Here is a 26,068-nt window from a genome sequence, read left to right as displayed (position 1 = left end):
TGACAGGAGGAACTATAAATGGGAGAACCTATTTACATGCGAAAAGCAACCCTGGACGATTTGGATGCCGTTTATGCCATCATTGAAAACGCCCGGCAATTATTAAAGGAAGATGGCAGTGACCAATGGCAAAAGGGGTATCCTTCCAAGCTGAGTATGCAACAAGATATCGAAGCTAATTCTTGTTACTTATTGATGTATGGGCATGAAATTGTTGGTACTGGTACCTTAATGCTTCAAGGTGACACCCATTACGCATACATTGTTGATGGTAAGTGGAACCATGCTGGACACCCGTTTGGGACCATTAACCGGATCGCGATTTCCAGTGGTTACCGTGGCAAGCACTTTGCCCGTTATATCATGTCCACCTTGATCACCATCGCTTATCACGAAGGCGTTCGTGACTTGCGGATTTCTACTCATGAAAAAAACGCGCGGGTTCATAACTTAGTTTTGGACTTTGGCTTTGTTCAACGTGGGAAAGTTTATACTGGTCCATCAGACGATGACTTACGAGTTGCCTATGAACTCAACATGGAATAATCAATGTTGAGGTTAGTCGATACAGGGGCGTGACGATGAAGTTTTCTTTGACTTCCGTCACGTTTTTTCATTAAGGAGTAATTATTATGACCGAAGAAATCTCTCAACCCCAACGCATTAAGGAAATTATGCGGATTCTCCGGGAACATTCATTCATTAGTAACTTTTACCATCAAACCAACCCAGACCAAATTCTAGCGACTTTTCAAGAGCTAGGACCAACCTTCATTAAACTTGGCCAACTCTTGTCAACCAGGCCAGACCTAGTCTCACCTGAATATATTCGCGCGTTACGAACGTTGCAGGATAAAGTGCCCGCAGATAGTTACTCAACGGTTGCGAAGATTTTTCAGGAAGTAACTGGCCAGACAATTGAACAGACCTTTACCACCTTTGATCAAGAACCATTTGCGTCGGCTTCTGTTGGTCAATGTCACTACGCAACATTGCAAGATGGGACGAAGGTTGTTGTTAAAATTCAACACCCAAGCGTAAACCGGCTTATCAAAGTTGATTTAGCGCTATTTAAAAAAGCAATCCGGCTCTTAAAGTATGTGCCAGGTGACTTAAGTATTGTGGATCTTGATGCTGTAATGGATCAGCTGTCCACTTCGCTTTTGAATGAAGTCAACACAATGCGGGAGGCACAAAACGGCGTTAAATTCTACCGGCTTAACAATGGTGATGGTATTATTGAGGTTCCCCATGTTTATTTGCAGTATTGCCACCCCAAAATTCTGGTTAATGAAGCCATGCCGGGAAAAAGTATCAAGTACCTACTAGAGAAAAAGGCACCAAAGACTTCCACTGCACAAAAGCAATTACAAGCTACCAAGAAGAATGTGGCTCAGATCCTAGTCCAGAACTTTATTAAGCAAGTCTTTGTTGACCATTTTTTTCAGGCTGATCCCCATCCTGGCAACATCTTATTCTACGAACCCGCAGCTGGTGACAAGCAAGCTTATTCAACTACCCACGATTTTAAACGCCAATTTGGTGACATCACTGTTCACTTCAGCACAGAGCAGGAACTCCCACCCTATCGCTTGGTCTTTCTAGATTTTGGAATGATGGGTACCCTTAGCAGTGCAATGGCAGATGGAATTGCACAGATCATTATTGCCATCACTAGTAAGGACACCTACCGGATTAGTCGCGCTGTCTTAAACGTTTGCAACCGGACTGGTGAGGTTGATGAAACTAAATTCAACCGCGAATTTGGCAACTTCTTACAGCCCTACTTAAACGCTGAGTTAGCAAACATCAATATTCCCCAGCTGATTTTTTCGATTAGTCAATTGTGTCATGATAACCATCTCCAACTTCGCCCTGAAGTAACCATGCTTTTTAAAGCTTTTGGAACCCTTGAGGGTACTGTGGCACGCTTAGACCCGAAAATGTCAATGATTGAGGTTGCCCGTCCATTTGCTCAGGGCTACTTCAAACGCCACTTTAATCTTAAACAAGCTCTTAGCGAACACGCGACAACTCTCTATAATAATTTAGAAGCCGCTTCACGTCTTCCTGAAAAAATCGAGCGCACCCTTGACCAAGTTTCAACAGGTGACGCCCGGGTTAACCTTCATTATGTTGGTCAAAAGCAGGTTTTGAAACAACTAGATAAGCTGCTGAATCGCTTGTTAATTGTCATTATGCTGGCATCATTGGTGCTTTCATCTTCAATTCTTGTCGTCGGTAGTCGTGACCGGTTTATTTATCGTTTGGGTGTGATTGGCTGGTTATTAGCAATCATTGTTGCCATTGTGCTTGTAATTTCAACCCTGCGCAAACGCTGGAAACACTAAAAATATCCCCGCAGTTAGAGAATCGTCTAACTGCGGGGATACTTACTTATTTGACGGAATCCTTATTCGGCACACCGTGCCTCACCAGGCACACAATTACAATCAACCGTTTCCGGCGCTGTAATGGCTTTTACTTTTAATAATTGTTGGAGTGTTTTGATATCTTGCTGACTCAATTGATGGTTTTCAAGGACGTGGGCAAGCGTTGAACCAACGTGCATTTCGCAAATACTGGAAAAAAGTTGATCGGCCGCAATGTCCATCGTCGGTTGTTCCTGAACAATTGGTTCGTAGATAAACGAGCGCCCTTGTTTGGTCGTCTTCAGTACTTTTTTCTGCACGAGGCGCCGCAACAAGGTTTTGATAGTTGCTGGTTTCCAATCAACCTTGCGTTGTAAAATTTCAATCACTTGTGAACTAGTTACCCTTTGTAGTGTCCAGGCAATTCGCATTACTTGCCATTCGGCCGGACTAATTTCTAATTTATCAGTCATCTACTCACCTCTTAATTTTAGTTTACGATTGTAAACATGGAAAGTCAATTCCAATCTAAAAATTAGATTAAGTCACCCACTAATTTTCAGATTTTAAGCTGTTAGACCCTTCTAACATAGATTCCGCGGCTTTCGGCACTTTAATTTAGTAAGTTGCCACCATTTTAACGCAATTTAGTAGACAGTCACAATTAATATAATTTAGTTCTGATGAAATTCTACAAAAAAGTTTAACTTATTCTAAATTTTGACTTTATTTTAAAAATGTATGGTTGTATGATATCTATCGTGGTAACGATAAAGCCACCTAATGAGGCTCTCCCCGATCCTTATTAGTAGAATAATATTAGCCACTGAATAGTAATATTCAGTTTTTTCACCAATAATACTTGTACAATTAGCCACGTATTAGTATTAATTGGTTTTTTGTCTCTGCCTAAGATGGCGGAGCTTTTTTGTTTCAATACATTTTTTAATTTAGCGTTGTTTTGTAAACGCTATCATGTTAGTATAAACGATAGTTGACATACTACTTTTGTAAAGAGGCCTTGGGGACTGTTCTATCCCATGACAAGGTCTCTTTATTTTTACACCAAAAAAGCGGCCCGCGTGGGTCGCTTTCTCTTTTTAGCCTTGATATTCCAAAACGTTTTTGTTCGTTCCCGTAGTAAAGGTTTCGTGGAAGTTCTCAAAACTAATTGAAATCATATCTTCCAAAGCTGGTTCAGTAAATGAACCCATATGAGGAGTCAAAATAACTTTTGGATATAGCTTAGCTAATGCACGAACATCTGCATTCGGAATGTCGTCAACGGAGTCAAACTGGTGCCCCATGATTTCTTTTTCATCAATCACCACGTCACCGGCATAACCAGCAATTTCACCATCCTGAATTGCTTTGATGATGGCCTTAGTATCCGCGATTTCGCCCCGGGCAGTGTTCACTAAGATTGCAGAACTTTTCATCTTCTTCAAGAACTGCTCATCAATAAAGTTTTCATTTTCACCTGGGAAGTAAGGGATGTGGATGGAGACAATGTCACTTTCCGCTAAAACATCGTCGAGTGGCATAAAGTCAACGTACTTGCCAGCTTGTTCAGAAGGATGCGCATCTGAAGCAATAACTTTGGTGCCCATTCCGTCATACAAACGCGCCTCAGCCGTCCCAATCTTACCAGCACCAATAATGCCGACAGTAGATGAATGGATTTCCTTGCTAAACAGGTTTGGGGTCACTGTAAAGTTGCCCGCAGCACTATCGGTAGTTGCAATATTTGTGTGACGGAACATTTGCATTCCCAAAGTCATCGCTAATTCTGCCACTGCGTATGGTGAATAGTTTGGTACTCGCGCAATCTGAATGCCTAATTCCTTAGCGGCTTTCAAATCAATGTGGTTGTATCCCACTGACCGTGTGAAAACGTACTTAATTCCATAATCTTCAGCAAAGATCTTGAGATTTTGGGCAGAGGCTGCACAGTTACCGCGGATTAAAACAGCATCCATTCCAGCGGCCTCATCAACATTATCATCTGTCAAAAAATCTTCAACAAGTTTAAGGTCAAAATCGTATTTGTTCAATTTTGCAAAGTAAGCTTTTTCAATCGGCCGTACTCCGTAGCAAACAATTTTCATAATAATGCGTCCTTTCTGATGAAATTAGTGGAAAATACCAGCAGATTGTAAAATACCGAGAATCGCAATCCAAATCGGCATTAATATCACGGCAGTAACCGTAGAAAGTAGCGATGCATTTGAGGTCAGAACCGCCTCCCGATCATAACTAATCGCATAAGCTGCAGCGACAGTTGCTGTTGGCGTAGCCATCATAATAATGACGGTCGCGATTGCAACGTAGTTTAGTGGTAAAATGTGCAAAGCATTCAAGATTAATAAAACAATCAAGTTGAATAATGGCACAATGATCACCTTGTTAAAGGAGTAGTACCAAGAAAGCTTGTTCGTAACAGCATCTTTGATGGAGATTGAACCCAACGTACAACCGATGGCTAACCAAGCTAATGGAGATGCTAATGAAGCCAAGTAATTTAATGGACGCCAAAGCCAAACCGCCGTCTGATCAATCCGGTAGAATGCCACATGAGTCATCCCACCAGTTGCAACCCCATTATTCATTGCTGGAACCGTCACGGTCGGCATCACAGGCTGAAGTAACCAAAGAACAAAACCTAAAATGGTGGCGATCACAATCGTATTCAGGAACATCTTCTTGATGTTATCCTTTTCCATCTTTAAGCCAGACATTTTAATGTAGGCGTATGAATACAGGAAAATTCGGTACCCGATGTTAAAAATGGAACTGTAAAGCACCCCTTCAGCACCATAGATTGCACCAACGATTGGAATTCCAAAGAATGTCGTGGACCCGAAAGTGGTTAAGATCCCCATTACTTCTTTCTTATCGCGCGACTGACCAGAGTACAGCAATGGTGCTAAGAAAATTAATAAGATGTAAATGATGAATCCCCAGACGAGAACCCCAATCCCTTGATGCATTGATTTTTCATTGATTGGTTGCATAAAGGAATTAAATGACAGTGCTGCAATTGCAACTGATAAGACTACCTTGGTCAAGACCTTACCGAAATTAGGGCCAAATACGCCACGTTTTCGTAAGAAGAAACCAAGTAAAATAATAAAGATTGTTGATGTGATTGCGCTGACGATCGACTGGTTAGTGAACGTCTTAACAATGGCATTGCCAATACTCATAATTTATCCTCCCTGAGCTAATTGAATAATAGATAATGGCTAATTGTTCGTTTATCAATATTTGAAAGCCTAAATACAGTTTGTCGACAACTTGTATACAAGCAATATACTAACAAACTTTTTCCAAAAATCAACCCTCTGCGCCAATATTTGTACTAGCTTTCACAAACTTTAGTGTCAATCCCCTACTCCATTGCTTTTGCTTTGCTAATTTCACTAATTAAAAGAAAAAAACATGATGCAAAGCCAGTGACGACTTCGATCATGTTCTTCTACTATGCATTTAAATAATTCAAATATGTTCTGACTGAATCGTAAACACGTTGCAAATGGTATGCCAACGCTTTCTCTGCCTCATCCAGATTTCGTTGGCGAATCCATTTAATAATCTCTTTATGCTCTTCTAACGATCGGCTCATCCGGTTGGGATTATACGAACTAACGTGCCGCGTCCGCGCCGTTTGGGCTTTCAAGATTCCCAAAAACTGTGATAGTCTTGGGTGACCAGCTAAGTGCGTAATTAATTCATGAAAGTCCGTATCGACTTTCAAATAGGCATCCCAATTATTTTGCGCAGCCGTACTCTCAAATTGTTCTTCAATTTCATTTAATTTTACGATGGGAATGATATTAATCGTCTTCTTCAGAGCAAATGTCTCCAAAAGGCTCCGTAATTCATATACTTCTTGAACGGCATTTTCAGTTAGTGGAGCAACAACATTTTCACGTCCACGCATTTCGATCAGGCCATCCGCCTCCAACTGCTTTAATGCTTCACGTACTGGCGTCCGACTCATATTCAATTTTTCGGTAATTTGGTTTTCAGAGATCACTTCATTCGGGCGAAAGTGGTTATGAACGATTTCACCGCGAATGTAATTATATGCTTCTTCTTTTCTTGTCATGGTTTCTATTTAATTGGGTGTCGCTGTGTAAGTTCCTGAACACCCCTTTGAACTTCATTAATTACCACATCATCTTCAGGATTGTTCAATAATTTAGCAATCAAATCTGCAACTCGCCGGGTATCCTCTTCATTGAATCCTCGACTGGTAATGGCCGGTGTCCCGATTCTCAGCCCACTAGTAATAAAAGGACTACGGGGGTCATTAGGAATTGATTCTTTATTGGTGGTAATGTGGACTTGGTCTAAGAAATTTTGGGCATCCTTACCGGTCAAACCAGTTTTAGTTAAATCTAAAACCAGTAGATGGTTTTCTGTTCCGCCAGAAACAACCCTTAAATTTGGTTGATGACTAAATTCATCTGCCATTGCGGCTGCATTCTTAACCACGTGTTGGATATAGTCCTTAAAGTTTGGTTGAAGATCTTCGTAAAAGGCCTGCGCTTTCCCTGCAATGACGTGTTCGAGCGGACCACCTTGAATCCCTGGAAAAAGTGCCGAATTAATCTTTTTGCCAATTTCTGGAGACTTGCTCAAGATCATCCCACCGCGGGGCCCACGCAAGGTTTTGTGAGTAGTCGTAGTCACAACATCGGCGATTGGAACTGGGTTGGGATGAAGGCCAGCAGCGACTAAGCCAGCAATATGGGCCATATCAACCATTAGATAAGCGCCGACTTCGTCAGCAATTTCACGGAACTTTTGCCAATCAATAATTTTGCTGTAAGCTGAAGCACCCGCCACAATCAATTGTGGCTGAACATTGATCGCCAATTCGCGAATCGCCGCAAAATCTAATTCTTCGGTATCGGGATTTAAACCATAACCATATGATTGATAAATTTTACCGGAGAAGTTAACCTTCGCACCATGAGTAAGGTGACCACCTGCGTCCATCCCCATGCCGAGAATTGTATCACCTGGTTGGAGCAACGCCTGATAGACTGCCATGTTGGCTTGTGAGCCGGAGTGTGGTTGGACGTTGGCAAATTCTGCGCCAAATAGCTTCTTAGCATAATCAATCGCCAATTGTTCAACTTGATCAATGTATTGGCAGCCACCATAATATCGCTTGTTGGGATACCCTTCTGCGTACTTATTAGTGAGAACCGAACCCTGGGCCTCTCTTACAGCATCGGAAACGATGTTTTCAGACGCGATTAATTCAATGGTGTCCTGTTGACGCTCTTCTTCATGGTGAATTGCTTCCCAAAGCGCGGGAGATTTCTGAGCATATTGCATAATGACGCCCTCCTTGATTCTTTATGTCATACAACATCACCATTATACATAAAAAAGACGCCCCAGGTGTGGTCGTCTTTTAAAACTAATAAAATTTTAGTCTTCTTTTTTCTTCCGGGAACCAGCCAAACCAAGCATCATCAAGAGTGAAGCAAATCCCACATAAATGAATGCTGACTGATGATTATTTCCAGTTTGTGGTAAGACATGCTCAGTCGATTTACGATCATTAGTCGATGCGGTACTGGTCGTCAATGTAACACTTTGATCTGCAACCGAGTTCGTAACCTGATCAGTTACCGAAGCATTTTGATCGGATGATGTTGAATCGTCAACTGTAGATGGTGTAGTAGAATTTTCCGGAGTAGTTGGATCAGTCGGTTCCCCTGGTGTCGTTGGTTCTTCTGGAGTGGTTGGATCGGTTGGTTCCTCTGGCGTGGTAGGCGTTGTCTCCTTAGCTCTCAGCGTGACGGTTGCCGTATTAGAAATTAACATGTTTGGATTATCAGAACCGTCCAAGGCATATTCATAGGTTAAGGTGTAAACCCCGGCTGGAGTATCTGCATTAATCGTGGAAATCGTATTGCCATCTTCATCAGTAATGCTTACCAACTTAGCATTAGATGGGTCAACAGCAGTAGTCGTGTAATAGTTTCCTGAACCATCGCTGCTATCATATTCCAAGTCATTGAGGGTGGTGATATTTTCAGTTTCACTCCAGTTATTAAGTGCTGGATCCCCAGCCTCATATTCAGTATCCTTAGTAAGTAATACGGGGTGAACTTCAATATAGAACGAGTACTGAGGGTTTGAATTGACAGAGCCATCAGCATTCAAGGACGTCTTGCCACCTTTTGCAATGTAAGAATAATAAGGGACGATATCGGTATTACTTTGGTTGATATTAACTACATAACCGTACTTGCCAAGTACCTGTTGGATTGCGGCAGTACTAATGTAGTATCGGCCACCCTGCCAGAGGATCGGATCACTACTTGAAGTGGAATCCTGAACGTTCAAATAATTTTGAATATATTGTGACAACAGGACTTGACCAGCACGTGGCAATGCTTTCAATAGTTCACTCGTGACGTCTGCGGGCAATTCCTGATAACCGTCGGCTGTCCGAAGCATTGGCATCAGAGTGTCATTAGTCACATCACTCAACTGCCACAACGGCGAAGAAAGCCGTAGGTGAATTTGACCACTATAATTAGTGTTCCAAAGGCTAATTACATTTTCTAATGGTTCTCCGTCGACTAGTTCTGCAGCGACTTGATCACGATCAAAAGTCAAAGGAACAATTACATAAGCGGTCGTATTTGCCGGTAAAGTTCCAGATACCTGAATCTTGTCAGCGTTACTCAAGGAAAGGCCAGCAGTTTCCGCTTCTTCAGCGGTGTACCATTGATTATCGATATCATATTGAATAGTCAAAGAATCGATCGTGTTACCATCTTGGTCAACCACCTTACCACCGTTCGTGATTCGCAGCCAAGTGTTGTCGGTCCCTTGTTGAGTTTTACCAAGCGGATTGGAAATGGAAACTTGGGTTCCACCAATCGTCATGTCAGTGTCAGTAGGGTTAACTAATTCATAATTGATTTGAACATTAGATGCAGTTTGGTAATTCAGCAAACCGTAGTTATGGCCATCATCATCTGGAAGATAAATTGATGAAGTCTGACCGGATTCTGAACCACCAGTTGTATCATTGGTTGCGGAAATCGATAAATTATATTGCGCTCCATCAGGCAAGTTGACAATTTGATGTTGATCACCATTCGTCTTCAATGATGAGCCGCTATCTGCACTATTTTTGGTAACAATTGATGGCAGATTTTGGTTGAGTTTATCATGCTCAGCCTGCGATGTTGCTTGACTAACCAATTGACTATCATTTACAGTCGTCGTAGCGGTTTGATTATCCTGATTAGTGGTAGCTGGTTCTACAGCAGTAGTCGCTGCGGTAGTGTCAGTTGTGTCAGCAGAAGCAACTTGGGTTTGTGATCCATAAATTGCTAAACCAACCAATACGGATGCAACCCCGACAGTCAACTTTTTGATTGTGAAACGCTGCTTCTTAGCATCCTGCTTTTTTTGCATTTCTGAATGATTATTGCTTGATAACATAATAATCAGGTCCCCCATATGCTTTTATCATCATTATTATATGGTACTAATTACATGTTTCAAGCGATAACGGGGATGTTTTTTAGACGCTTAGCATTTATATTTTTTTATATAGGCAAAGGTATCCCCTTATTTCACTGATAGAAACGGTTCTTAGAATTGAGTTGCCGACTCCAATACTGAAAAAATTTAGAAAACTAATGATAATATATGATTATTTAATCATATTAAAAAGCACCGATTAATTTATCGGTGCTTTACGCTTTTTGCAATTCTTTAATTTTAGTGGTAAAGATCAAAACGGCCCTTGGCCATCAATTCTTTGACGCCTCCGGTTTCGAACAGGGACTTGTTCATGATCATCTTTTTAATAAAGGATGCTGGATAACCACGATAGTGACCGCCCATTGCGACTCCAAAGGCACGGGTATTCCCCACTGAAGCAACGGTTCCAAGTGACTTGTACGTGTACTTGCCAGGTCGTTGGCCTCCTTTGACCCGGGCAGCGATGTCTTTAGCGGCATAATTAGCCATCGACAAAGCAATTTGAGCAGTAGTTGGGTATGGACGTTTCCCATCAGGAGGCATCACGGCAGCCACATCCCCCACCATATAAAGGTCATCATCATCTGGTGCTGTTAAGTGGTCTGTATCCATTACCCGGCCACGTCGTGCTGGCAAATCAGAATCGCTAACAACGGGACTACCACTAACTCCCGTTGTCCAGATGATCGTATTGGCAGCAACATCGTGTAATTGAGCATCATCGTCCTCGCCCTTCTTCTTGTAGAGAACAAGTCCAGGTTGAATTTCACTAATCAAGGCTTCCGACACGATCTTGATATCTAACTTCTTTAACAGATTTACGCCATAGTTGGCCAGTTTATCGTCAAACATCGGTAACAGACGCGATGCAGCATCAACTAACGTAATGCTAATTTGCGATGGATCAACACCGGCAATCTTGGCTAAACGCCTCTTTGCATCCGCTAATGCTCCAGCTAATTCAATTCCAGTAAATCCAGCTCCACAGATGATAATCTTCAGATCATTCTTGTCCTGGGTCCGTTGATAATCCTTCATCTTATTCACAAGATGTTCATGAATTGCTTTGGCTTCTTCTACACTTGCCATTGGCAAACTATTTTCTGTGGCTCCTTTAATCCCAAAGTTTTCAGATACGAAGCCAAGTGCCATGACACAGTAGTCATAAGTTAAGTCATCATGATGAGTTAGCTTGACAGTCTTTGTTGCAGGATCAACTTTAACCACTCGATCTTGAATGAACGTAGTAGTTTCTGAATTTAAAACATCTTGAATGGGATAGGTAATCTTACTTGCCGGCAAATTGCCAGAAGCAACTTCATGGAGGTCGGTTGCTTCATAATGATAGTCGTTTTGGTCAACTAATGTGATTTGTGCTTGACCCCGCACCTTTTTTTGTAATGCAACAACAGTCTTTAAGCCGGCATAACCAGCTCCTAAAACAACAATTTTTTTCATCGTCAAATCCTCCTTTGACTAAAATAGCATTCCTAACAGATAGGTAATCAAATAAACGCCAGAACCAACGAGCAGGATGCGAACTCCACTTGAGAAGGTTTCTTTCTTGACCTGCTTTTGCATCAAGCGCTTGTTCTGTTGATAAACAAAAGGTACAATTAACAATGTTAGCCAAACTGTAAAGGGGGCAAGCTTTAGAAATGGCGCTACGAGAATCACCACAAAAGCTAGCACGTTTTTTAAACTAAATGCCCGTAAACCATTTGGCACTCCAATATAATGGATAATCGTCGTACGTTGATTTCGTTCATCTTCTTCAGCATCACAAAGATTGTTGGCGAGCATTAAATTGGAAATCCAAAGTTCATCTGGCAACGCCACCCAAAATGTTCGCCAAAGATTCGCCCAGGTCCATCCAAATGTCTGGTAAGTATTCAGATAAACACTGATCAAAAAGATCATAAAGCCCATCGTGAATCCTGAGAATAATTCACCAAATGGTAAGTTAGAAATCGGGTGCGGACCTGATGAATAAAGCACGCCAACCGCGAAGCAAAAGATTCCCATCCATAATACTGGTAAACCAGCAATCTTTACTAGCCATAATCCCATTAATGCTGCAATCACGGAGAAGATGATAATTAATGTTAAGACCAAACGGGGGGATAGATTTTCCCGCCCAATAATGTTGGTTTTTTGCTTGTATTCGACCTTATCAATGGCATGATGGTAATCGTTATAATTATCTAGCATGTCCACTGCCATGTTAAACAATAACATGGCAATGAAGAAAACAATTGCAAGGCAAGCATTGACGCTATGAAAATAATAAGCACTAAAGCAGATTCCCAATAAAAAAGGAATTACACTTGCAGTTTTAGCTTTAATTTCAACTAGTTCTAAAAAGACATCTAAAGACAAATTTTCAACCCTTTCTCTGATACACTTTTACAAAGGAAATTAATATGGAAAAATCACAAACTTGGCACCAGTATCCGATTATTAAACAGGAACTTCAAGCCGTTAACCACCAACTTCATGAACAAATTCACGCTGCTAATCCCCGACTTCAATCCGCCTTGCTTAGCATGGCGGATAATGGTGGCAAGTACCTACGACCAGCCATGGTGTTGCTAATTGCTAAAACCGTTCAACCTCATCATCACCTAAGCGATCAGTTGATTCAGATTGCGACGTCAATTGAAGTGTTACATATGGCTTCTTTAATCCATGATGACATCATTGACGACTCACCAACCCGCCGGGGACAGCTGAGCATCCAATCACGGTTTGGAAAGGATACCGCCGTGTACGCTGGTGATTATTTGTTCACCGTGTTTTTCGAGTTATTAGTACAAAACATCACTGATGATCACTACCTCCAAGTCAATGCTCATATTATGCAGCGTCTTTTGAATGGTGAGCTCGGTCAAATGGCCCTGCGTTTTGATACCCAGGAAAGTTTGCATCAATATTTACGCAATATCAACGGCAAAACGGCCGCCCTTTTCGAGTTAGCAGCGCGCGAAGGTGCTTATTTTTCGGGTGGTAATCATTCTGCTGTGGTCCATGCTGCTAAATTCGGCCAAAACATTGGCATTGCCTTCCAAATGTTAGATGATATCTTGGATTACACCGGAACGAGCCAATTGACCAAGCCCGTTTTAGAGGACCTCGGTACTGGAGTTTATTCTTTACCCCTTTTAATGGCCTTACAAAATCCCGGATGTGCTGCCAGACTACGTCCATTACTTAACAAACGATATAACCTCACGATGCAAGATGCGAAGTTGATCCAAAAAGTAGTGGTGACCTCCGATGCATTAGACAAAAGTCGTCAGTTGGCTGCCCGGTTTACCAACTGCGCCCTTGACCACCTACGCATGTTACCTTCATGTCGCGCTCGCCAGACTCTCGAACAATTAGCTCATCAATTATTGCAACGCACCAGCTAATCATTAACTATTCGGCTGATCGGAAATTATTCCCTGATCGGCCTTTTTTAGTTCCCGATAGCGCTGGTTCGTTGCCCATAATTCACTGGGTGTCCCCTGCATTACTAGATGGCCGTCCTCGAGAAAGACTACTTGATCCATCTGTTCAACGCCTTGCAAATGGTGGGTAATCCAGAGCAAAGTTTTACCTTGTAATTGTTGCATAAATGTTTTAATGATTGCTTGCTCCGTAATCGGGTCAAGCCCAACCGTTGGTTCATCCAAAAGGACGATTGGCGTATTTTTCAGCAAAATTCGTGCGAGTGCTAAGCGGTGACGTTCACCACCAGAGAACCGAAGACCAGCCTCATCGACCATCGTATCCAGGCCATGAGGCAAAGATTTGACCATTTCCGCTAAGCCAACCCGGTCTAAGACCGACCAGATTTGGTCATCACTCGCCTCCTCATCGCCAAGGCGAATATTATTAGCAATCGTCGTACTAAAAAGGTAAGGGTTCTGGTTAATCACACCAATATAATCAGCGATTTGATCACCAAATTCATCAGTCGCCACCCCGTTTAACGTTACAGTACCTTCAGTCGGTTTGAGATCACCACGAAGCAGTGAAGCCAAGGTGCTCTTTCCTGAACCACTTCGTCCCAGAATCGCTAATTTCTCACCAGGTTGAATCAGCAGATTAATACCTGCTAGAACTTCACGATCTGTATTTGGATAAGTGTAGTGAACATCTTGAGCAACTAATCTCAAGGGTGAAGTAATCAATGCTTGGTCCGCTTGTTGGTTTTCTGCACGCTTACTGAGCTGGTTTAACCGGACTAATGAATTGGTATAAACGTTAGTTTCTTGCGCAGCAGTCGGGAGCTGAATAAAGGCATCAACAATGGGGAACAAGGCCAAGACAAAGGCCGCAATCCAGTTGGCACTCCCACCGAAGTGGCCGCCAAACTTACCTGCTCCCCACATAATGACACTAACAATCATTAATAAGTACAACATTTGCAGAAGAAAATCTCGTAAGTGTTCAAAATGATGCATTTCACGGGCGGTGTGCCGGTCCACCTGTTGATCATTCACATATTCGTCCAAATATTCTTGGTTCCTGCCAGCCAGAATCCAATCGGTTACTCCCATAACATTATCTGTCAAGTCAACATATAGGCGATCCTTTGATTCCTTTTCTCGTTCCTGACGAGCCCCGTTCACCAAAATGGACCACACAGGAATGGCGATAATGATGAGACCAAAAACGATCAACATCCAAAGTCCCATGAGCGGGGAAATGACACCAAAGGCAATTACAATCACCGCGTACAAGCCCCACGCAACAAACATTGGGAACAGAGTGCGGAGATACAGGTTTTGAATATGGAAAATATCATCGGACAAGAGGCCAAGAATATCGCCTAACTGATACTTACTATTGAAGAAGACGGCATCGTGTTCCAAGACATCATACAATTTCTTCCGTAGTTGCGAGGTCATCTTCAAAACCCAGTTGTGAGAAACAAGTCGTTCAGCATAGCGGAACGCTGGCCGACCGATCCCAAAGGCCCGGGTTAAGACGATTGGCACATAAACCAAGAGAATGTTCTCTGGTCGAGTCGCTGACTTACTGATCAAAAAGCCAGCTGAAAACATCAGCCCCGCACCACAGATAAAGGTAATAATGCCGACCGCAATGGCAAGGCACAGTGTCCAACGATACCGTTTGAGAAATGGTTTGACCCATTGATCGTGCTTGAAAGCGCGTAAAAATGGTATTTTTTTAAACATTGTCCTCACCTCGCATTCGTTGAATTAATTCAGTAAAGTAACCATTTTTGTGAAGAAGATCTTGGTAGGTCCCCTGCTCAACTAATTTTCCATGATCCATCACGAGAATATAATCCATTTGTGCCATCCAATGCAGCCGGTGGGTTGCAAAGAACACCAAATGGTCCTTCATTAAAGGTAACATCCGCGCTTTCAAATCAAGCTCAGTTTCGATATCCAGGTGGGCAGTTGGTTCATCAAAGAACATTACTTTCCGCGATTGGTCGAGAAAAGCTCGAGCTAACGCGATTCGTTGGGCTTGGCCACCAGATAATGCTCGTTTCCCAGACCCGATAATGGTGTCGAGCCCGTCAGGTAAATCTTCCAAAAGGTCATCGAGCCCAACTACATGAATGGCTTCCCTGATTTGATCATCATTCACCTTTGGGGTGTAGAAGGCGATATTGTCACGAAGACTAGCCGTAAAGACATACGGTGTTTGGGGGATATACGTTAATTGACCCTGCCAACCAGGAATATGCATTGTCGACGCTGTTTGGCCTTGAATAGTCACCTTACCGCTATCCGGTTTCAAAAAACCACTCAAGAGATTAATTAGTGTTGTTTTCCCAGAACCACTCATCCCGATAATACCGATTTTTTGGTAACCATGAACCCGAAGTGATAGTGGCATCATGTGCATGCCATTTTGATAATGAAAAGCCAAATCATCTATCTGCAATTCATCACTATCCGTCCATTGGTGAACTGGCACAGCAGCTACTTCTGGATCCGGAGTAGCAATTAGCTGGCGAATTTTACCAAAGGCATTTTTGCCGTTCAAGGTCGCATGAAAGTCACCCGCGAAGTTTCGAATGGGAAGAAAATATTCTGGAGCCAGAATCAAAATTCCGAGAGCCGGGAAAAGATTCATTTTCCCATCAATCAGATCAAAACCCAGGAAAACCGCAATGACGGCAATTGAAAGGGTCGTGAAAAAATCAAGTGCAAAGGTGGACAACATCGCAATCCGTAACACACGCATCGTCCGGTGGCGGAACAATTCACTAGAATTGTAAATACTCTTCGAATACCGTTTGCTCAGGCCAAAATACTTGAGCGTGCCAATCCCCCGTAACGAATCAATAAAGTTATTAGAGAGCTTTTGAAAGTTACCAAATTGCTTAATTGCTTTGGCCTGAGCGGCCTTACCCAAAATAATCATAAACAGGACAATTAATGGGTACATTACAAGTAAAATTAATGCCGAACGCCAATCAAGGACGGCCATCGCAATCAAAACCAAAACTGGGACAATCATCATCGTCATCACTTTGGTGAAGGTCAACTTAATATAGTCGCGAACCTCGTTGATACCATCTAGCACCATCGTGATCGTACTACCGGTCCCCTGCTTTTGAACAAGTGCAGGGCCAAGGTCAAAGATCTTCTTCAACAATTGCTGACGGAGGTTCTGGCTGGTGCGTCCAGCATAATCATCGAGCCAGTGTTCACTAAGCCAATTGAGAGCCTGACGACCAGCAAAGCAACCAACAAAAACGATTAACACCAACCAGTCAAGCTGGTGTCCCTCCCATAAGGTCGTCAAAACCCAATCAAGGGACAGCGCCTGGCCAATAATCAAAAAGGCTTGCAGAACATCTAGTCCCGCAAGCCTTTTCGCAATTGATTTGGCACCCGCGAGTTGAAATAGGTGTTGATCAATCATGCATCGGTCCTCCCGATTGCGGGCATTTCAATTCGTTTCCGGAAAATCCAATATGCCCAAATCGTGTACACAAGAACACAAGGCACTAAGATTACGGTTGCGATCGTCATGACAATCAATGTGTAATGAGATGATGAAGCACTTTGAATTACCAAATCATACTTACTGCTGATTGATGAAATCATGACCCGTGGGAATAACCCGCAGAAAATCAGTGCTACCAGAGAAATAAGCGTTAAACCACTAGCAGTAAATGCATGACCTTGCTTGTTTGCAAAGGTAGCCGCGTGTGCCCAAATTGAGAAGCCCACGATTAATACTAAGCACAACAAAGTTAGGATTGGGTGAACTTTGATGAAGTCGGTTTGGAACAAGAGTAACAATGCAAAGACAATTTCACCGAGGTAGAGAACCCAGTAGAGTGCATGAGCGTAATTTTGTGCCCGTTCAGAAACTGGACCCGTTGTCTTCAAAGTAATGTAGTTTAAACCATGCAGATAAGTCAACAATGCTAAGGCAATGCCACCCACGATTGAGAACCAGTTAAAGTAGTCAAAGAAGTGAGCAGAGATATTACCATTGGCATCAATTGGCATCCCTTTGATCATAGAAATGAACATTACCCCAAACAAGAATGGAACCAATAATGAAGAAATTGACATAATGCAATCCCAAATTGGTTTCTTTTCTAGTGAGCTTTTAGAGCGGAATTCGAAAGAAACACCACGCAAAATCAACCCCACGAGGATAAAGAGCAAAATCAGATAGTAGCCGGAAAACAGGGTTGCATACCAATATGGGAAGGAAGCAAAGAGCGCCCCACCAGCGGTGATAAGCCAAACTTCATTACCATCCCAAACTGGCCCAATTGTCCGAATAATCTGTGACTTTTCGGCCTCATTGTGTCCTAAGGTTTCCACTGCCATGCCGACTCCATAATCGAAGCCATCAAGGAAGAAGAAACCACTAAAGAGAACACCAATTAACAAAAACCATAAACCTTGTAAAAATGACATTTAGAAGGCCCCCTTTGCAAATGGATCTGTGGCCTTCTTGTCAGCTTGAGCAGCCACGTATTCAACAGGGTCGTTACGTAAGAAGCGAACAATCAAACTGATCAAGATAATTGCTAAGGTCGTAAAGAGTACAAAGTAGATGATGTTAGAAGTTAATAATGAAGCAACCGAAACATTTGGCGAAACACTTTGTTGGATTGTAAAGAGTCCATAAACTGTCCATGGTGCCCGACCAAGTTCGGTAATCAACCACCCTGCAGTATTAGCAAGGAATGGTGCAAAGGTCATCAATGCCATGACCCACAGACACCAACGATGTTCGTATAGTGTCTGCTTCTTGCGACGCGTCATAATCAGACCAACGATAGAGACTAAGCACATTAAAGCACCAAAACCGGCCATCACACGGAAACTCCAAAACAAGGTGTTCACTGGAACATAGTAATTCATCTTGTGGTTAGCAATCTTAGTCCCGTACTTCTTTTCAAGTTGGGCATTAACTTCTTCCATCCCTTTAACTGAGCCAGTCGTCTTATGGTAGGACAGCACACTCAGCATCACTGGAATGTCAAGGTTACCGTAAACTTTGTGAGTCTTCGGATTGGCTACCCCAACAACCGTCCATGGAGCTTGCTTGCCGGTGGTCTTGTAAACCATTTCGGTAGCCGCAAACTTCATTGGTTGTTCTTTGATTAAGTATTGCATCTGCAAATCACCAGCAGTGATACTACCAAGTGAGAAGATCAGCATTAACCAAAGTCCAACCCGCATGGTCTTGTGGTAAATATTCTTGTTTTCGTCAGATAATGACCGCTTCTTCAGTAATTGGAAAGCAGCTAACCCTGTAATGATGGTAGCACCAGTAAGAAGAGCGCCCATCAAAACGTGACTGAGTTCGTACATTACTTGTGGATTAGTCAATAAAGCACCAAAATTAGCCATTTCCGCGCGTCCATTGCGGAGCGTGTAACCAACTGGGTGTTGCATAAAGGCATTAGCTGTTAAAATCCACAGCGCAGAAGTCATTGTCCCGAAGACAATCATCCAAATAAAGAATAAGTGCAAACCTTTCTTGACTTTGTCCCAGGTAAAGACCCAGAGACCAATAAATGTCGATTCAATAAAGAATGACAGCAAAGCTTCAAATGCTAATGGAGCACCAAAAATGTCCCCCATAAACCGGGCGTAATCAGACCAGTTCATCCCAAATTGGAATTCTTGGATTAAACCGGTGACTACCCCGACGGCGAAGCTTAACATGAAAATATTACCCCAGAATTTAGCCATCTTTTTATAGGCTTCATTCTTGGTGTGGACATACATCGATTCCATAACCGCAACAACAAAGACCGTTCCAATTGAGAAAGGTACAAAGAAAAAGTGAAAAACCGTTGTCATCGCGAACTGGAAACGAGCTAAACTAACAATATTCATTGTTAATTCCTCCCTCGATTACAGTGAGTTACAACGAAATTATCAACCGCTTAATAAGTATTAATAATTTCATCTAAAGTGTAGCCCTTCCACCTCAATCATTCAAGTTTAAAAGCAAAGCTTTTATAGAAAAAATCCTGTGTTATGTTTACTAGACCCGATAGTTTTACATAATTAATGTTATCCGTCGTACTTATCAGCAGTTAATAAAGTGGCTAAACACAACCATTCTTTACAAACATATGAACATTTGATCAATGTTTGAACGATCATTGGCCGCCTAATACAAATTTTGATATGATTAAATCGTTAGCATAAGGAGATGGAATTATGAAATTACGCAACCTAATTGGTGTTGCTATTTTTGGCTTTTGCGGCGGAATTTGTCGTTATTTGCTGAGTAAGTGGTTCAATAATTCTGGGATCATCCTGGCCAACTTATTGGGCTGCTTCCTACTCGCTTTTTTAACCTACTACGTGATTGAACGGGGCCTTTTTGCAGAATGGATAACTGTCGGTATAGGAACTGGTTTCATTGGCGCCTTTACGACTTTTTCGACCTTTGCCAGTACGACAGCAAAACTAGCCACCCAACAATTCAGCAGTGCAATCACCTATTTCGTAATTAGCGCTGGTGGTGGTCTGCTGATGGCCAGCTTGGGCTTTTGGCTTGCTCGACAAATCGGAAGGAGGAATCGGCATTGATCATCGCTGGTTGTGGTGCCGCAATTGGCGCCCTGTTGAGGTATCTAACCACCTCACTTTGGAAACTCTTCAGGATTGATTGGCCGTTCGCTACCTTGATAATTAACTTAAGTGGGTCATTCATTCTGAGCCTCCTCATTCACCAATTACAGCCGGTTGATCCGCGGATGACCTTCTGGGGAGTGGGCGTCCTGGGTGGTTTCACCACTTTTTCAACATTTAATACTGAACTGATTTCGTTAATTGATGAAAGAAAATGGTTCACACTGATCACGTACTTCTGTTTATCGTACGGTGGTGGAATTAGCTTAGCGTTTTTCGGATTCTTGTTATAAAGTCAAAATGACCGATACAAACCAGTCTATTGACTGGTTTGTATCGGTCATTCAACATTTAAATTAATCTTCGTAATCGCGAATGGCATAATCCCAGGCTTCCTGGAGTCGCACACCATTAGAACTCAGTCCCTTTTCGCCAAGTTCTGAAGTAGTAGCATGGGCAATCGCATATGAAAGCATATCATATGTTTTCGGGTCATCAACAGTCACATACTCTTCATTATTGACAGATTTGGACCGATCCCAAAGTAGATCGTATAAATCAGGAAAAGTCTTTCGGATAAAGTTATAGTCATTGGCTTTGAATTTCAAATGATGAGTCACGCAATTACCTCCCATCTCTAATTATCATTTTCTATACTTATTGTAGATCAAATGTAAAATAAATAAAATCTTTTTTAGCAAAAAATCGCAAAATCTATAAATATTTAACAATTTAAATCAAAAAGAAAATTATACCCGAGTGTTTGTGAAATCGCGTAAAGTCATGTGAGAGAAACGAATTCGCGTTTGATGAATCTCATTCATTTGTCCCGCGATAATGTCTAGACGGCCTAATTTTATAAACTAGTTAAAGGTATTAAGTGAAATTTCCTTCATATAATGTACTGTTAAAAAGCGGTTCATAGGTAACTCAAACAATGCTGATAGCTCATTTACAAAATCCCCCATTTCCCCAAATTCTCTTTTACATTAACATCCAATAATCAGCCGTTCAATATTTTTAAAATGGTTGACGATTGAAGCTCTGGTTTTGAGGGATTAACAGGGGTTTAAAAAATTATCATATGATTGTAATGTCAGTTAAGAACCTTCTTAACTAAAAAATCTCGCCTATCCGTGAAGGAAGGACGAGTTAATAAATCATTAATTTAGAAGTAAGCCTGTTTGAAATAAATGATTGCTTGGATGACGGCCAAAATGGCGATAACCCAGCGAATTAGTGTTGCGGAAACATGGCGAACGATAATCGGACCAATGTACCCACCAATGAACATCCCCACTGCCATTGGAATTGCATCAAACCAGTAAATTGTCGAGGTCAACGCGTAGATAATCAGAGCTACCAAATTGGTGAATGCTCCAACAGCATTTTTGACTGCATTGGTAACCATAAAGTTTTCGTTCATTACGTACGTTAATAGCACCAAAACCACAATCCCACTGGCTGCGCCAAAGTATCCCGCATAAATCCCTACAAGGACGAGCCCAATTGGCGACCAGATTTTCATCATCACCGAAGGCGTCCGTTCATGCAACGTAGGCTGGTGGTGTCCTGAAATAATAATCATCGCGGCAGCGAGCAAGATAAAAAACGGCACCACCCGTTCAAACACTTTCCCAGGAAAACGTAGCAGTAAGAAACAACCAATTACAGACCCAATCACTGTATAGAAGGCATAATAGAAGACTTCACGCCAATGGCCATTTAATTCTTTTAGTGAGGACAAGATCGACCCTAAACTATTCCAAATCAGGGCTCCATCATTTGTCACGTTGGCAAAAACCGGCGGAATACCAACACTTAACAACAGTGGATAGGAAATCAAAGAAGCAAAGGAAGCCGCAGAAGCCGAAATTCCCGCTAAAATTCCACCTAAAATTAGGTAAATAATTACCCAAAACGAAGGTAATGACATCATCGAAAAACTCTTTTCTAACAAAAATTAACCTGATTATTATAGCACCGCCTGCAGTTAAAGTGGTAGGGCCATCCCTGTGGCTATAATAGCGGTTGCTGCCAGCCCTTATAACTTAAAGTTGTTATTAATAACTTTAAGTTATATAATGATTTAAAGAGGATCATCATGATTGAAAATTCGATTGATACACAAATTAAAAAATTACGTTGCCAGCGCGGGTGGACCCAGGAACAGTTAGCCAACAAAATGGGCGTTTCCCCACAAACAGTTTCAAATTGGGAAACTGGCATGAAAGTTCCCCGCATGAAGGCTTTCGAAAAATTGGCAGAAATCTTTAACGTTAAAATTGGGGAGATTATGAATCATTCGTTATCTGGACAGTCTCCTGCTTATCACCAGGGAAAGACCGTCGATTTGAACGATGACCGCATCACCTTTACTTTTAACGGTCAACCAATCTCAGCTGAAGACCTTAAGTATATCAAGCGGCTTTTGAATAGCCGCTCGTAATTTTAGTGTGCCTTCAATCGTAATTTTCGCACCTCAAAAACTTGCGATGGAGGTAATGAAATGAAAATTGTTGATTTTGATGAAGTTAAAGAAGTTGCTGAAGGAATGTCTCCATTAACTTGGTATAACTGGGTTGATGAAACCATGCGTAATAAGGGTAATTACGATATGCCCGCCAAACTCCACATTAGTCAAGCCAACGATGGTTATTTTAATATCATGCCTGCCTTGTCGGATAAGTTCAATTTGGCAACGGTGAAAATGATTGGTCGCCACTTGTTAAAAGAAAATGAACACCGTCCAGTCATGATGAGTGAAATGCTCCTTTACGACGCTAGTACCGGAATGCTTAAAGGTGTAATTGATGGTGAATACTTAACGACTCTCCGCACTGGTGCGGCGGCTGCCCACTCTGCCCTCTTGTTCACCAAAAAAGACTTCCAGGTTATTAGCTTGATGGGACTGGGTAACATTATGACAGTCTTTCTCGACACCTTTATGGCCAAGTTGCATGATAATGGTGACGACCGCCAGCTAATAATCAAACTCTTCAAACACCACAACCAAGAAAAACGTTTCGCGAAGCGTTTTGCCCACTTATCTAATGTCAACTTCGTTTACTGTGATACATATGATGAAACTGTTGATGACGCAGATTTGGTCGTTTCTGCCGTTACCCGCGCCGATGAAGATTTTGTGGATGACCAATACTTCAAGGAAGGAGTTACCGTCATTCCAATTTGTACAACTGGTTTTAATAATTGTGACCTCTTCTTTGACAAAGTGTTTACTGATGAAATTAAACAAATCCGTGGCTTTAAAAACTTTGATAAGTTCAAGTCCTTAACCAACGTCAGTGATGTCTTGAAGGGGCAAAATCCTGGTCGTCAAAACGATCAAGAACGCATTCTCGTCTACAATTATGGTTTAGGGGTTCTTGACCTCTTCTTTGCACACAATTTCTTTAATCTGGCTAAGGGTCAACAATTTAAATACAATTACCCAACCGAAAAATACTTTATGTAATGATCACCCACACGGACTGCTTAACATAGCGCATGGCTCTTTATTTTTAATGGGCTTATTTAATCTAGGTATTGTCAAACGATTAACATTCCGGTACAATACCAGAAATGTTATTCATTGACGTACTAGATTTAACCAAATCCAAATCCTACTAGTATTATTTGTAACCCTTTCTGTGGACTAAAATCACGAGCGCACCGATTTTAGCAATTAACCAGAATAACATTTGGCCCGGGATCGCCAATTCCCGGGTTTTTGTTTACGATTAAATTAGATTTTACTCATCTTTTTCTAATCTTAGGGTTGCTTTTTCAAAATGCACCTGTTATTCTACTAGACAATCAATAACACAAATTGAACACGTTGATCGAGAACAGAGATTAATACTGAATTGCAGAGAGCTGGTGGTTGGTGCAAACCAGTAATCAGGATTGATTCTCTTATCACTCGTGAGTGATATGTCGAACGAATTCCAGTAGAGCATATTGGTAGCACCCATTACAGTGCCGGATAATTTCTCATTGGTGAGAAGTTATTTAAGGCGACTTCGGTCGTGAAAAAAGGTGGTACCACGTGCACAGCGTCCTTTTAGTTTCCCATATGGAGACTGAAAGGACGCTTTTTTTAGTTATTTAAAGGTGGTGGTGGTCATGGCAGACAGTGACATTAGCGAGATTAACAATTTAACGCAGCTCAGTAATTATCAATAAATTCCTAGTTGTCAGTATTTCTTCGTAATCCTTTTGATTTACGATTTTTGACAATTGGGATCAAGGAGGAATTTACAATGACCGAAACACATTTAACTGACCAACAACTTGCCTTTGCCAAAGCACTCGCACATGCATACGAAAGCAAACAACCACTCTTAATGGATGACTGGCAAGGCGTCGTCATTGATGACGACACCGCCTACGCAGTGCAAGATAAATTTGCTGAACTCAAACGGTTGCCCACCGGTGGTTACAAGGTCTCTTTAACGAGCAAAGAAACCCAAGACATGTTTGATTCTGATAGTCCACTTTATGGTCAACAAGTCGATGCCCACTTCTTACCAGCACCAGCACAACTATCACTTGCCAAGCAAACGATGGCGCCACTCCTAGAGGTTGAATTAGGGTTCCGAGCAACCGAAGATTTACTGCCTAGCGATTCATTGGATGATTTGATGAAGAAAACTACCGTTTGTGGCACCGTCGAAGTGCCCGATAGCCGGTTTGCCGACTGGTTTCCAGATTTAAACAAGTACAACGTCATGAGTGACTGTGCGGTCGGTGGCTTCGTGGTGTACGGAACTGAACGGCCGACTGACGAGGTCTTCTCCAACGCCGATGAACTGGCTGATGTCAATGTCACTTTATATCATGACGACAAAAAAGTACTAACGGGTAAATCCAGCGAGGTCTTGGGCAACCCACTCAATTCCCTCGCTTGGCTAGTCAAGAAACTTCACGAACAAGGTAAGTCATTTGCCAAGGGTCAATTGGTCTCCTCGGGAACCTTTTTACTACCACCTCACTTAACCACGGGTACCTGGTCGGCTAAATTTGACCATGACTTTGGTGATGTCAATTTAACCGTTGTGGACTAATCTTCTAAATTTACTTGAGAAAGGGAGTTATTACTATGACAAGAAAAGTAGCAGTATTTGGTATGGGACACGTTGGGGCCACCGTCGCTCATTATCTCGTCTCTGGTGGTTTCACGGATGATTTGGCATTATTTGATACGGCCCCGGATAAAGCACAGGCAGATGCCCTCGACCTCCGGGATGCCCTCCCAAACTTACCCTCGCATACCAACCTCACGGTCAATGATGATTCACAACTGGCTGATTGCGAAGTAGTCGTTTCTGCCTTAGGTAAATCAAAGCTGGTGGACACACCTGACCATGATCGCTTCGCCGAATTTAAATTTACCCGGACGCAGGTCCCATTAGTTGCTAAAAAACTAGTCGAGAACGGTTTTCACGGCAAACTCGTTGTCATCACGAACCCCTGTGACGTGATTACTTCGATGTATCAAAAATTAACAGGGTTACCGAAGGCACATGTCATGGGTACTGGTACCCTGCTAGATTCTTCGCGGATGCGTGCTCGGGTTGGCGAAACTCTCCACGTTGATCCTCGGTCAGTTGATGGATTCAACCTCGGTGAGCACGGTAATTCACAATTTACCGCTTGGTCAACGGTCCGGGTCTTAGGCAAGCCACTGTTGGAACTAGTCAAAAAGCGTGAGCTTGACCTGGCCGATCTGGAAGAACGCGCGCGCCAAGGAGGTTACCTAGTTTACCAAGGTAAAAAGTATACGAACTATGGAGTTGCCACAGCGGCCGTCAAATTAGTTAACGCCGTCCTAAGTGATTCAAGAACAGTCATGCCTGTCTCCAATTATCGTGAAGAATACGGAACCTACCTCTCCTATCCGGCAGTAGTTGGTAACGACGGGATCCTTGAACAACTTCAGTTAGACTTGACAGATGAAGAAAAAGATAAATTAGCCACCTCAGCTAAGTACATCAAGGAACGTCTCCAAGCCGAAGTAGAACGGGCTGCACAAGGCAATTAGAATGTTGCCAGTTTTCTCTAACAAGCTAA

The 26,068-nt window shown here is 42.3% G+C and carries 23 protein-coding genes and 1 other annotated feature; of the genes, 9 read left to right on the top strand and 14 right to left on the bottom strand.

Annotated features, from left to right (window positions below; genetic code table 11):
- The first annotated feature begins 18 nt into the window (after nucleotides 1-18).
- Together NFR43_RS03790 and NFR43_RS03785 are read left to right on the top strand one after the other, a co-directional pair.
- Nucleotides 19-546: a GNAT family N-acetyltransferase gene (locus tag NFR43_RS03790; protein WP_251546607.1), complete on the top strand. Its 528-nt coding sequence runs from the start codon at nucleotides 19-21 to the stop codon at nucleotides 544-546.
- An 86-nt stretch (nucleotides 547-632) separates the two neighbouring features.
- Nucleotides 633-2,351, top strand: coding sequence for an AarF/UbiB family protein (locus NFR43_RS03785; RefSeq protein ID WP_251546605.1), 1,719 nt, complete (start codon nucleotides 633-635; stop codon nucleotides 2,349-2,351).
- 62 nt (nucleotides 2,352-2,413) lie between these two features.
- Here the strand turns inward: NFR43_RS03785 and NFR43_RS03780 are convergent, their stop codons facing one another.
- The 8 genes from NFR43_RS03780 to NFR43_RS03745 form a co-directional block, all read right to left on the bottom strand.
- Nucleotides 2,414-2,845, bottom strand: coding sequence for a CopY/TcrY family copper transport repressor (locus NFR43_RS03780; protein ID WP_251546603.1), 432 nt, complete (start codon nucleotides 2,843-2,845; stop codon nucleotides 2,414-2,416).
- A 627-nt stretch (nucleotides 2,846-3,472) separates the two neighbouring features.
- Nucleotides 3,473-4,480: a 2-hydroxyacid dehydrogenase gene (locus NFR43_RS03775; protein ID WP_251546601.1), complete on the bottom strand. Its 1,008-nt coding sequence runs from the start codon at nucleotides 4,478-4,480 to the stop codon at nucleotides 3,473-3,475.
- A gap of 24 nt (nucleotides 4,481-4,504) precedes the next feature.
- Nucleotides 4,505-5,578, bottom strand: a complete 1,074-nt coding sequence (locus NFR43_RS03770; RefSeq protein WP_251546599.1) for an AEC family transporter — start codon at nucleotides 5,576-5,578, stop codon at nucleotides 4,505-4,507.
- A 275-nt stretch (nucleotides 5,579-5,853) separates the two neighbouring features.
- Entirely contained in the window at nucleotides 5,854-6,483 is a 630-nt protein-coding gene (locus NFR43_RS03765; RefSeq protein WP_251546597.1) for a GntR family transcriptional regulator, read from the bottom strand.
- A 5-nt stretch (nucleotides 6,484-6,488) separates the two neighbouring features.
- A complete protein-coding gene (gene glyA, locus NFR43_RS03760; protein WP_251546595.1) occupies nucleotides 6,489-7,724 on the bottom strand; it encodes a serine hydroxymethyltransferase in 1,236 nt (411 codons plus the stop codon).
- 96 nt (nucleotides 7,725-7,820) lie between these two features.
- Nucleotides 7,821-9,857 carry a YSIRK-type signal peptide-containing protein gene (locus NFR43_RS03755; RefSeq protein ID WP_251546593.1) on the bottom strand — a complete coding sequence of 679 codons (2,037 nt, stop codon included), beginning with the start codon at nucleotides 9,855-9,857 and terminating at the stop codon, nucleotides 7,821-7,823.
- Between the two features lie 282 nt (nucleotides 9,858-10,139).
- Nucleotides 10,140-11,360, bottom strand: coding sequence for an NAD(P)/FAD-dependent oxidoreductase (locus tag NFR43_RS03750; protein ID WP_251546591.1), 1,221 nt, complete (start codon nucleotides 11,358-11,360; stop codon nucleotides 10,140-10,142).
- Between the two features lie 18 nt (nucleotides 11,361-11,378).
- The gene (locus NFR43_RS03745) at nucleotides 11,379-12,281 is read right to left on the bottom strand and encodes a prenyltransferase (RefSeq protein WP_251546589.1); all 903 of its coding nucleotides are present in this window, start codon (nucleotides 12,279-12,281) and stop codon (nucleotides 11,379-11,381) included.
- A gap of 44 nt (nucleotides 12,282-12,325) precedes the next feature.
- Between NFR43_RS03745 and NFR43_RS03740 the strand changes: the two genes are divergently transcribed.
- Nucleotides 12,326-13,315 (top strand): polyprenyl synthetase family protein, encoded by a 990-nt coding sequence (locus NFR43_RS03740; protein WP_251546588.1) that lies wholly within the window; start codon nucleotides 12,326-12,328, stop codon nucleotides 13,313-13,315.
- Nucleotides 13,316-13,318: 3 nt separating this feature from the next.
- On the opposite strand, the gene cydC is transcribed toward NFR43_RS03740, so the two are convergent.
- From cydC to NFR43_RS03720, 4 genes are read right to left on the bottom strand one after another with little or no spacing between them, the layout of a single operon-like run.
- A complete protein-coding gene (gene cydC / locus NFR43_RS03735; protein WP_251546587.1) occupies nucleotides 13,319-15,091 on the bottom strand; it encodes a thiol reductant ABC exporter subunit CydC in 1,773 nt (590 codons plus the stop codon).
- On the bottom strand, nucleotides 15,084-16,799 hold the full coding sequence (gene cydD / locus NFR43_RS03730) for a thiol reductant ABC exporter subunit CydD (RefSeq protein ID WP_251546586.1): 1,716 nt from the start codon (nucleotides 16,797-16,799) through the stop codon (nucleotides 15,084-15,086). Before cydD ends, cydC begins: the two co-directional genes overlap by 8 nt.
- A complete protein-coding gene (cydB, locus tag NFR43_RS03725; protein ID WP_251546585.1) occupies nucleotides 16,796-17,815 on the bottom strand; it encodes a cytochrome d ubiquinol oxidase subunit II in 1,020 nt (339 codons plus the stop codon). The genes cydD and cydB overlap by 4 nt, the downstream gene beginning before the upstream one ends.
- Nucleotides 17,816-19,249 (bottom strand): cytochrome ubiquinol oxidase subunit I, encoded by a 1,434-nt coding sequence (locus tag NFR43_RS03720; RefSeq protein ID WP_251546584.1) that lies wholly within the window; start codon nucleotides 19,247-19,249, stop codon nucleotides 17,816-17,818. It lies immediately after the preceding gene.
- A gap of 330 nt (nucleotides 19,250-19,579) precedes the next feature.
- Here NFR43_RS03720 and NFR43_RS03715 point away from each other — a divergent pair, with 330 nt between their 5' ends.
- Entirely contained in the window at nucleotides 19,580-19,954 is a 375-nt protein-coding gene (locus tag NFR43_RS03715) for a fluoride efflux transporter FluC (RefSeq protein WP_251546583.1), read from the top strand.
- Nucleotides 19,951-20,289 (top strand): fluoride efflux transporter FluC, encoded by a 339-nt coding sequence (locus NFR43_RS03710; protein ID WP_251546581.1) that lies wholly within the window; start codon nucleotides 19,951-19,953, stop codon nucleotides 20,287-20,289. Before NFR43_RS03715 ends, NFR43_RS03710 begins: the two co-directional genes overlap by 4 nt.
- Nucleotides 20,290-20,352: 63 nt before the next feature.
- Here NFR43_RS03710 and NFR43_RS03705 read toward each other — a convergent pair whose 3' ends face one another.
- Nucleotides 20,353-20,616 (bottom strand): hypothetical protein, encoded by a 264-nt coding sequence (locus NFR43_RS03705; RefSeq protein ID WP_251546579.1) that lies wholly within the window; start codon nucleotides 20,614-20,616, stop codon nucleotides 20,353-20,355.
- Nucleotides 20,617-21,164: 548 nt separating this feature from the next.
- Entirely contained in the window at nucleotides 21,165-21,935 is a 771-nt protein-coding gene (locus tag NFR43_RS03700) for a sulfite exporter TauE/SafE family protein (protein WP_251546577.1), read from the bottom strand.
- 165 nt (nucleotides 21,936-22,100) lie between these two features.
- Here NFR43_RS03700 and NFR43_RS03695 point away from each other — a divergent pair, with 165 nt between their 5' ends.
- The 4 genes from NFR43_RS03695 (at nucleotide 22,101) to NFR43_RS03680 (ending at nucleotide 26,039) form a co-directional block, all read left to right on the top strand.
- Nucleotides 22,101-22,445: a helix-turn-helix transcriptional regulator gene (locus NFR43_RS03695; RefSeq protein WP_251546575.1), complete on the top strand. Its 345-nt coding sequence runs from the start codon at nucleotides 22,101-22,103 to the stop codon at nucleotides 22,443-22,445.
- A 60-nt stretch (nucleotides 22,446-22,505) separates the two neighbouring features.
- The gene (locus tag NFR43_RS03690) at nucleotides 22,506-23,471 is read left to right on the top strand and encodes a hypothetical protein (RefSeq protein ID WP_251546573.1); all 966 of its coding nucleotides are present in this window, start codon (nucleotides 22,506-22,508) and stop codon (nucleotides 23,469-23,471) included.
- Between the two features lie 354 nt (nucleotides 23,472-23,825).
- Nucleotides 23,826-24,062, top strand: a binding site (T-box leader).
- Nucleotides 24,063-24,258: 196 nt separating this feature from the next.
- Nucleotides 24,259-25,062, top strand: a complete 804-nt coding sequence (locus NFR43_RS03685) for a 2-keto-4-pentenoate hydratase (RefSeq protein ID WP_251546571.1) — start codon at nucleotides 24,259-24,261, stop codon at nucleotides 25,060-25,062.
- Nucleotides 25,063-25,097: 35 nt separating this feature from the next.
- Complete coding sequence (locus tag NFR43_RS03680) at nucleotides 25,098-26,039, top strand: L-lactate dehydrogenase (RefSeq protein ID WP_251546569.1); 942 nt, start codon at nucleotides 25,098-25,100, stop codon at nucleotides 26,037-26,039.
- Nucleotides 26,040-26,068 lie beyond the last annotated feature (29 nt).

Origin of the sequence: Limosilactobacillus caecicola (assembly GCF_943192935.1) — a bacterium.
Taxonomy (GTDB): Bacteria; Bacillota; Bacilli; order Lactobacillales; family Lactobacillaceae; genus Limosilactobacillus; species Limosilactobacillus caecicola.
Note: the sequence above shows the minus strand (reverse complement) of the source record. Positions and strands in the feature narration are given on the sequence as shown.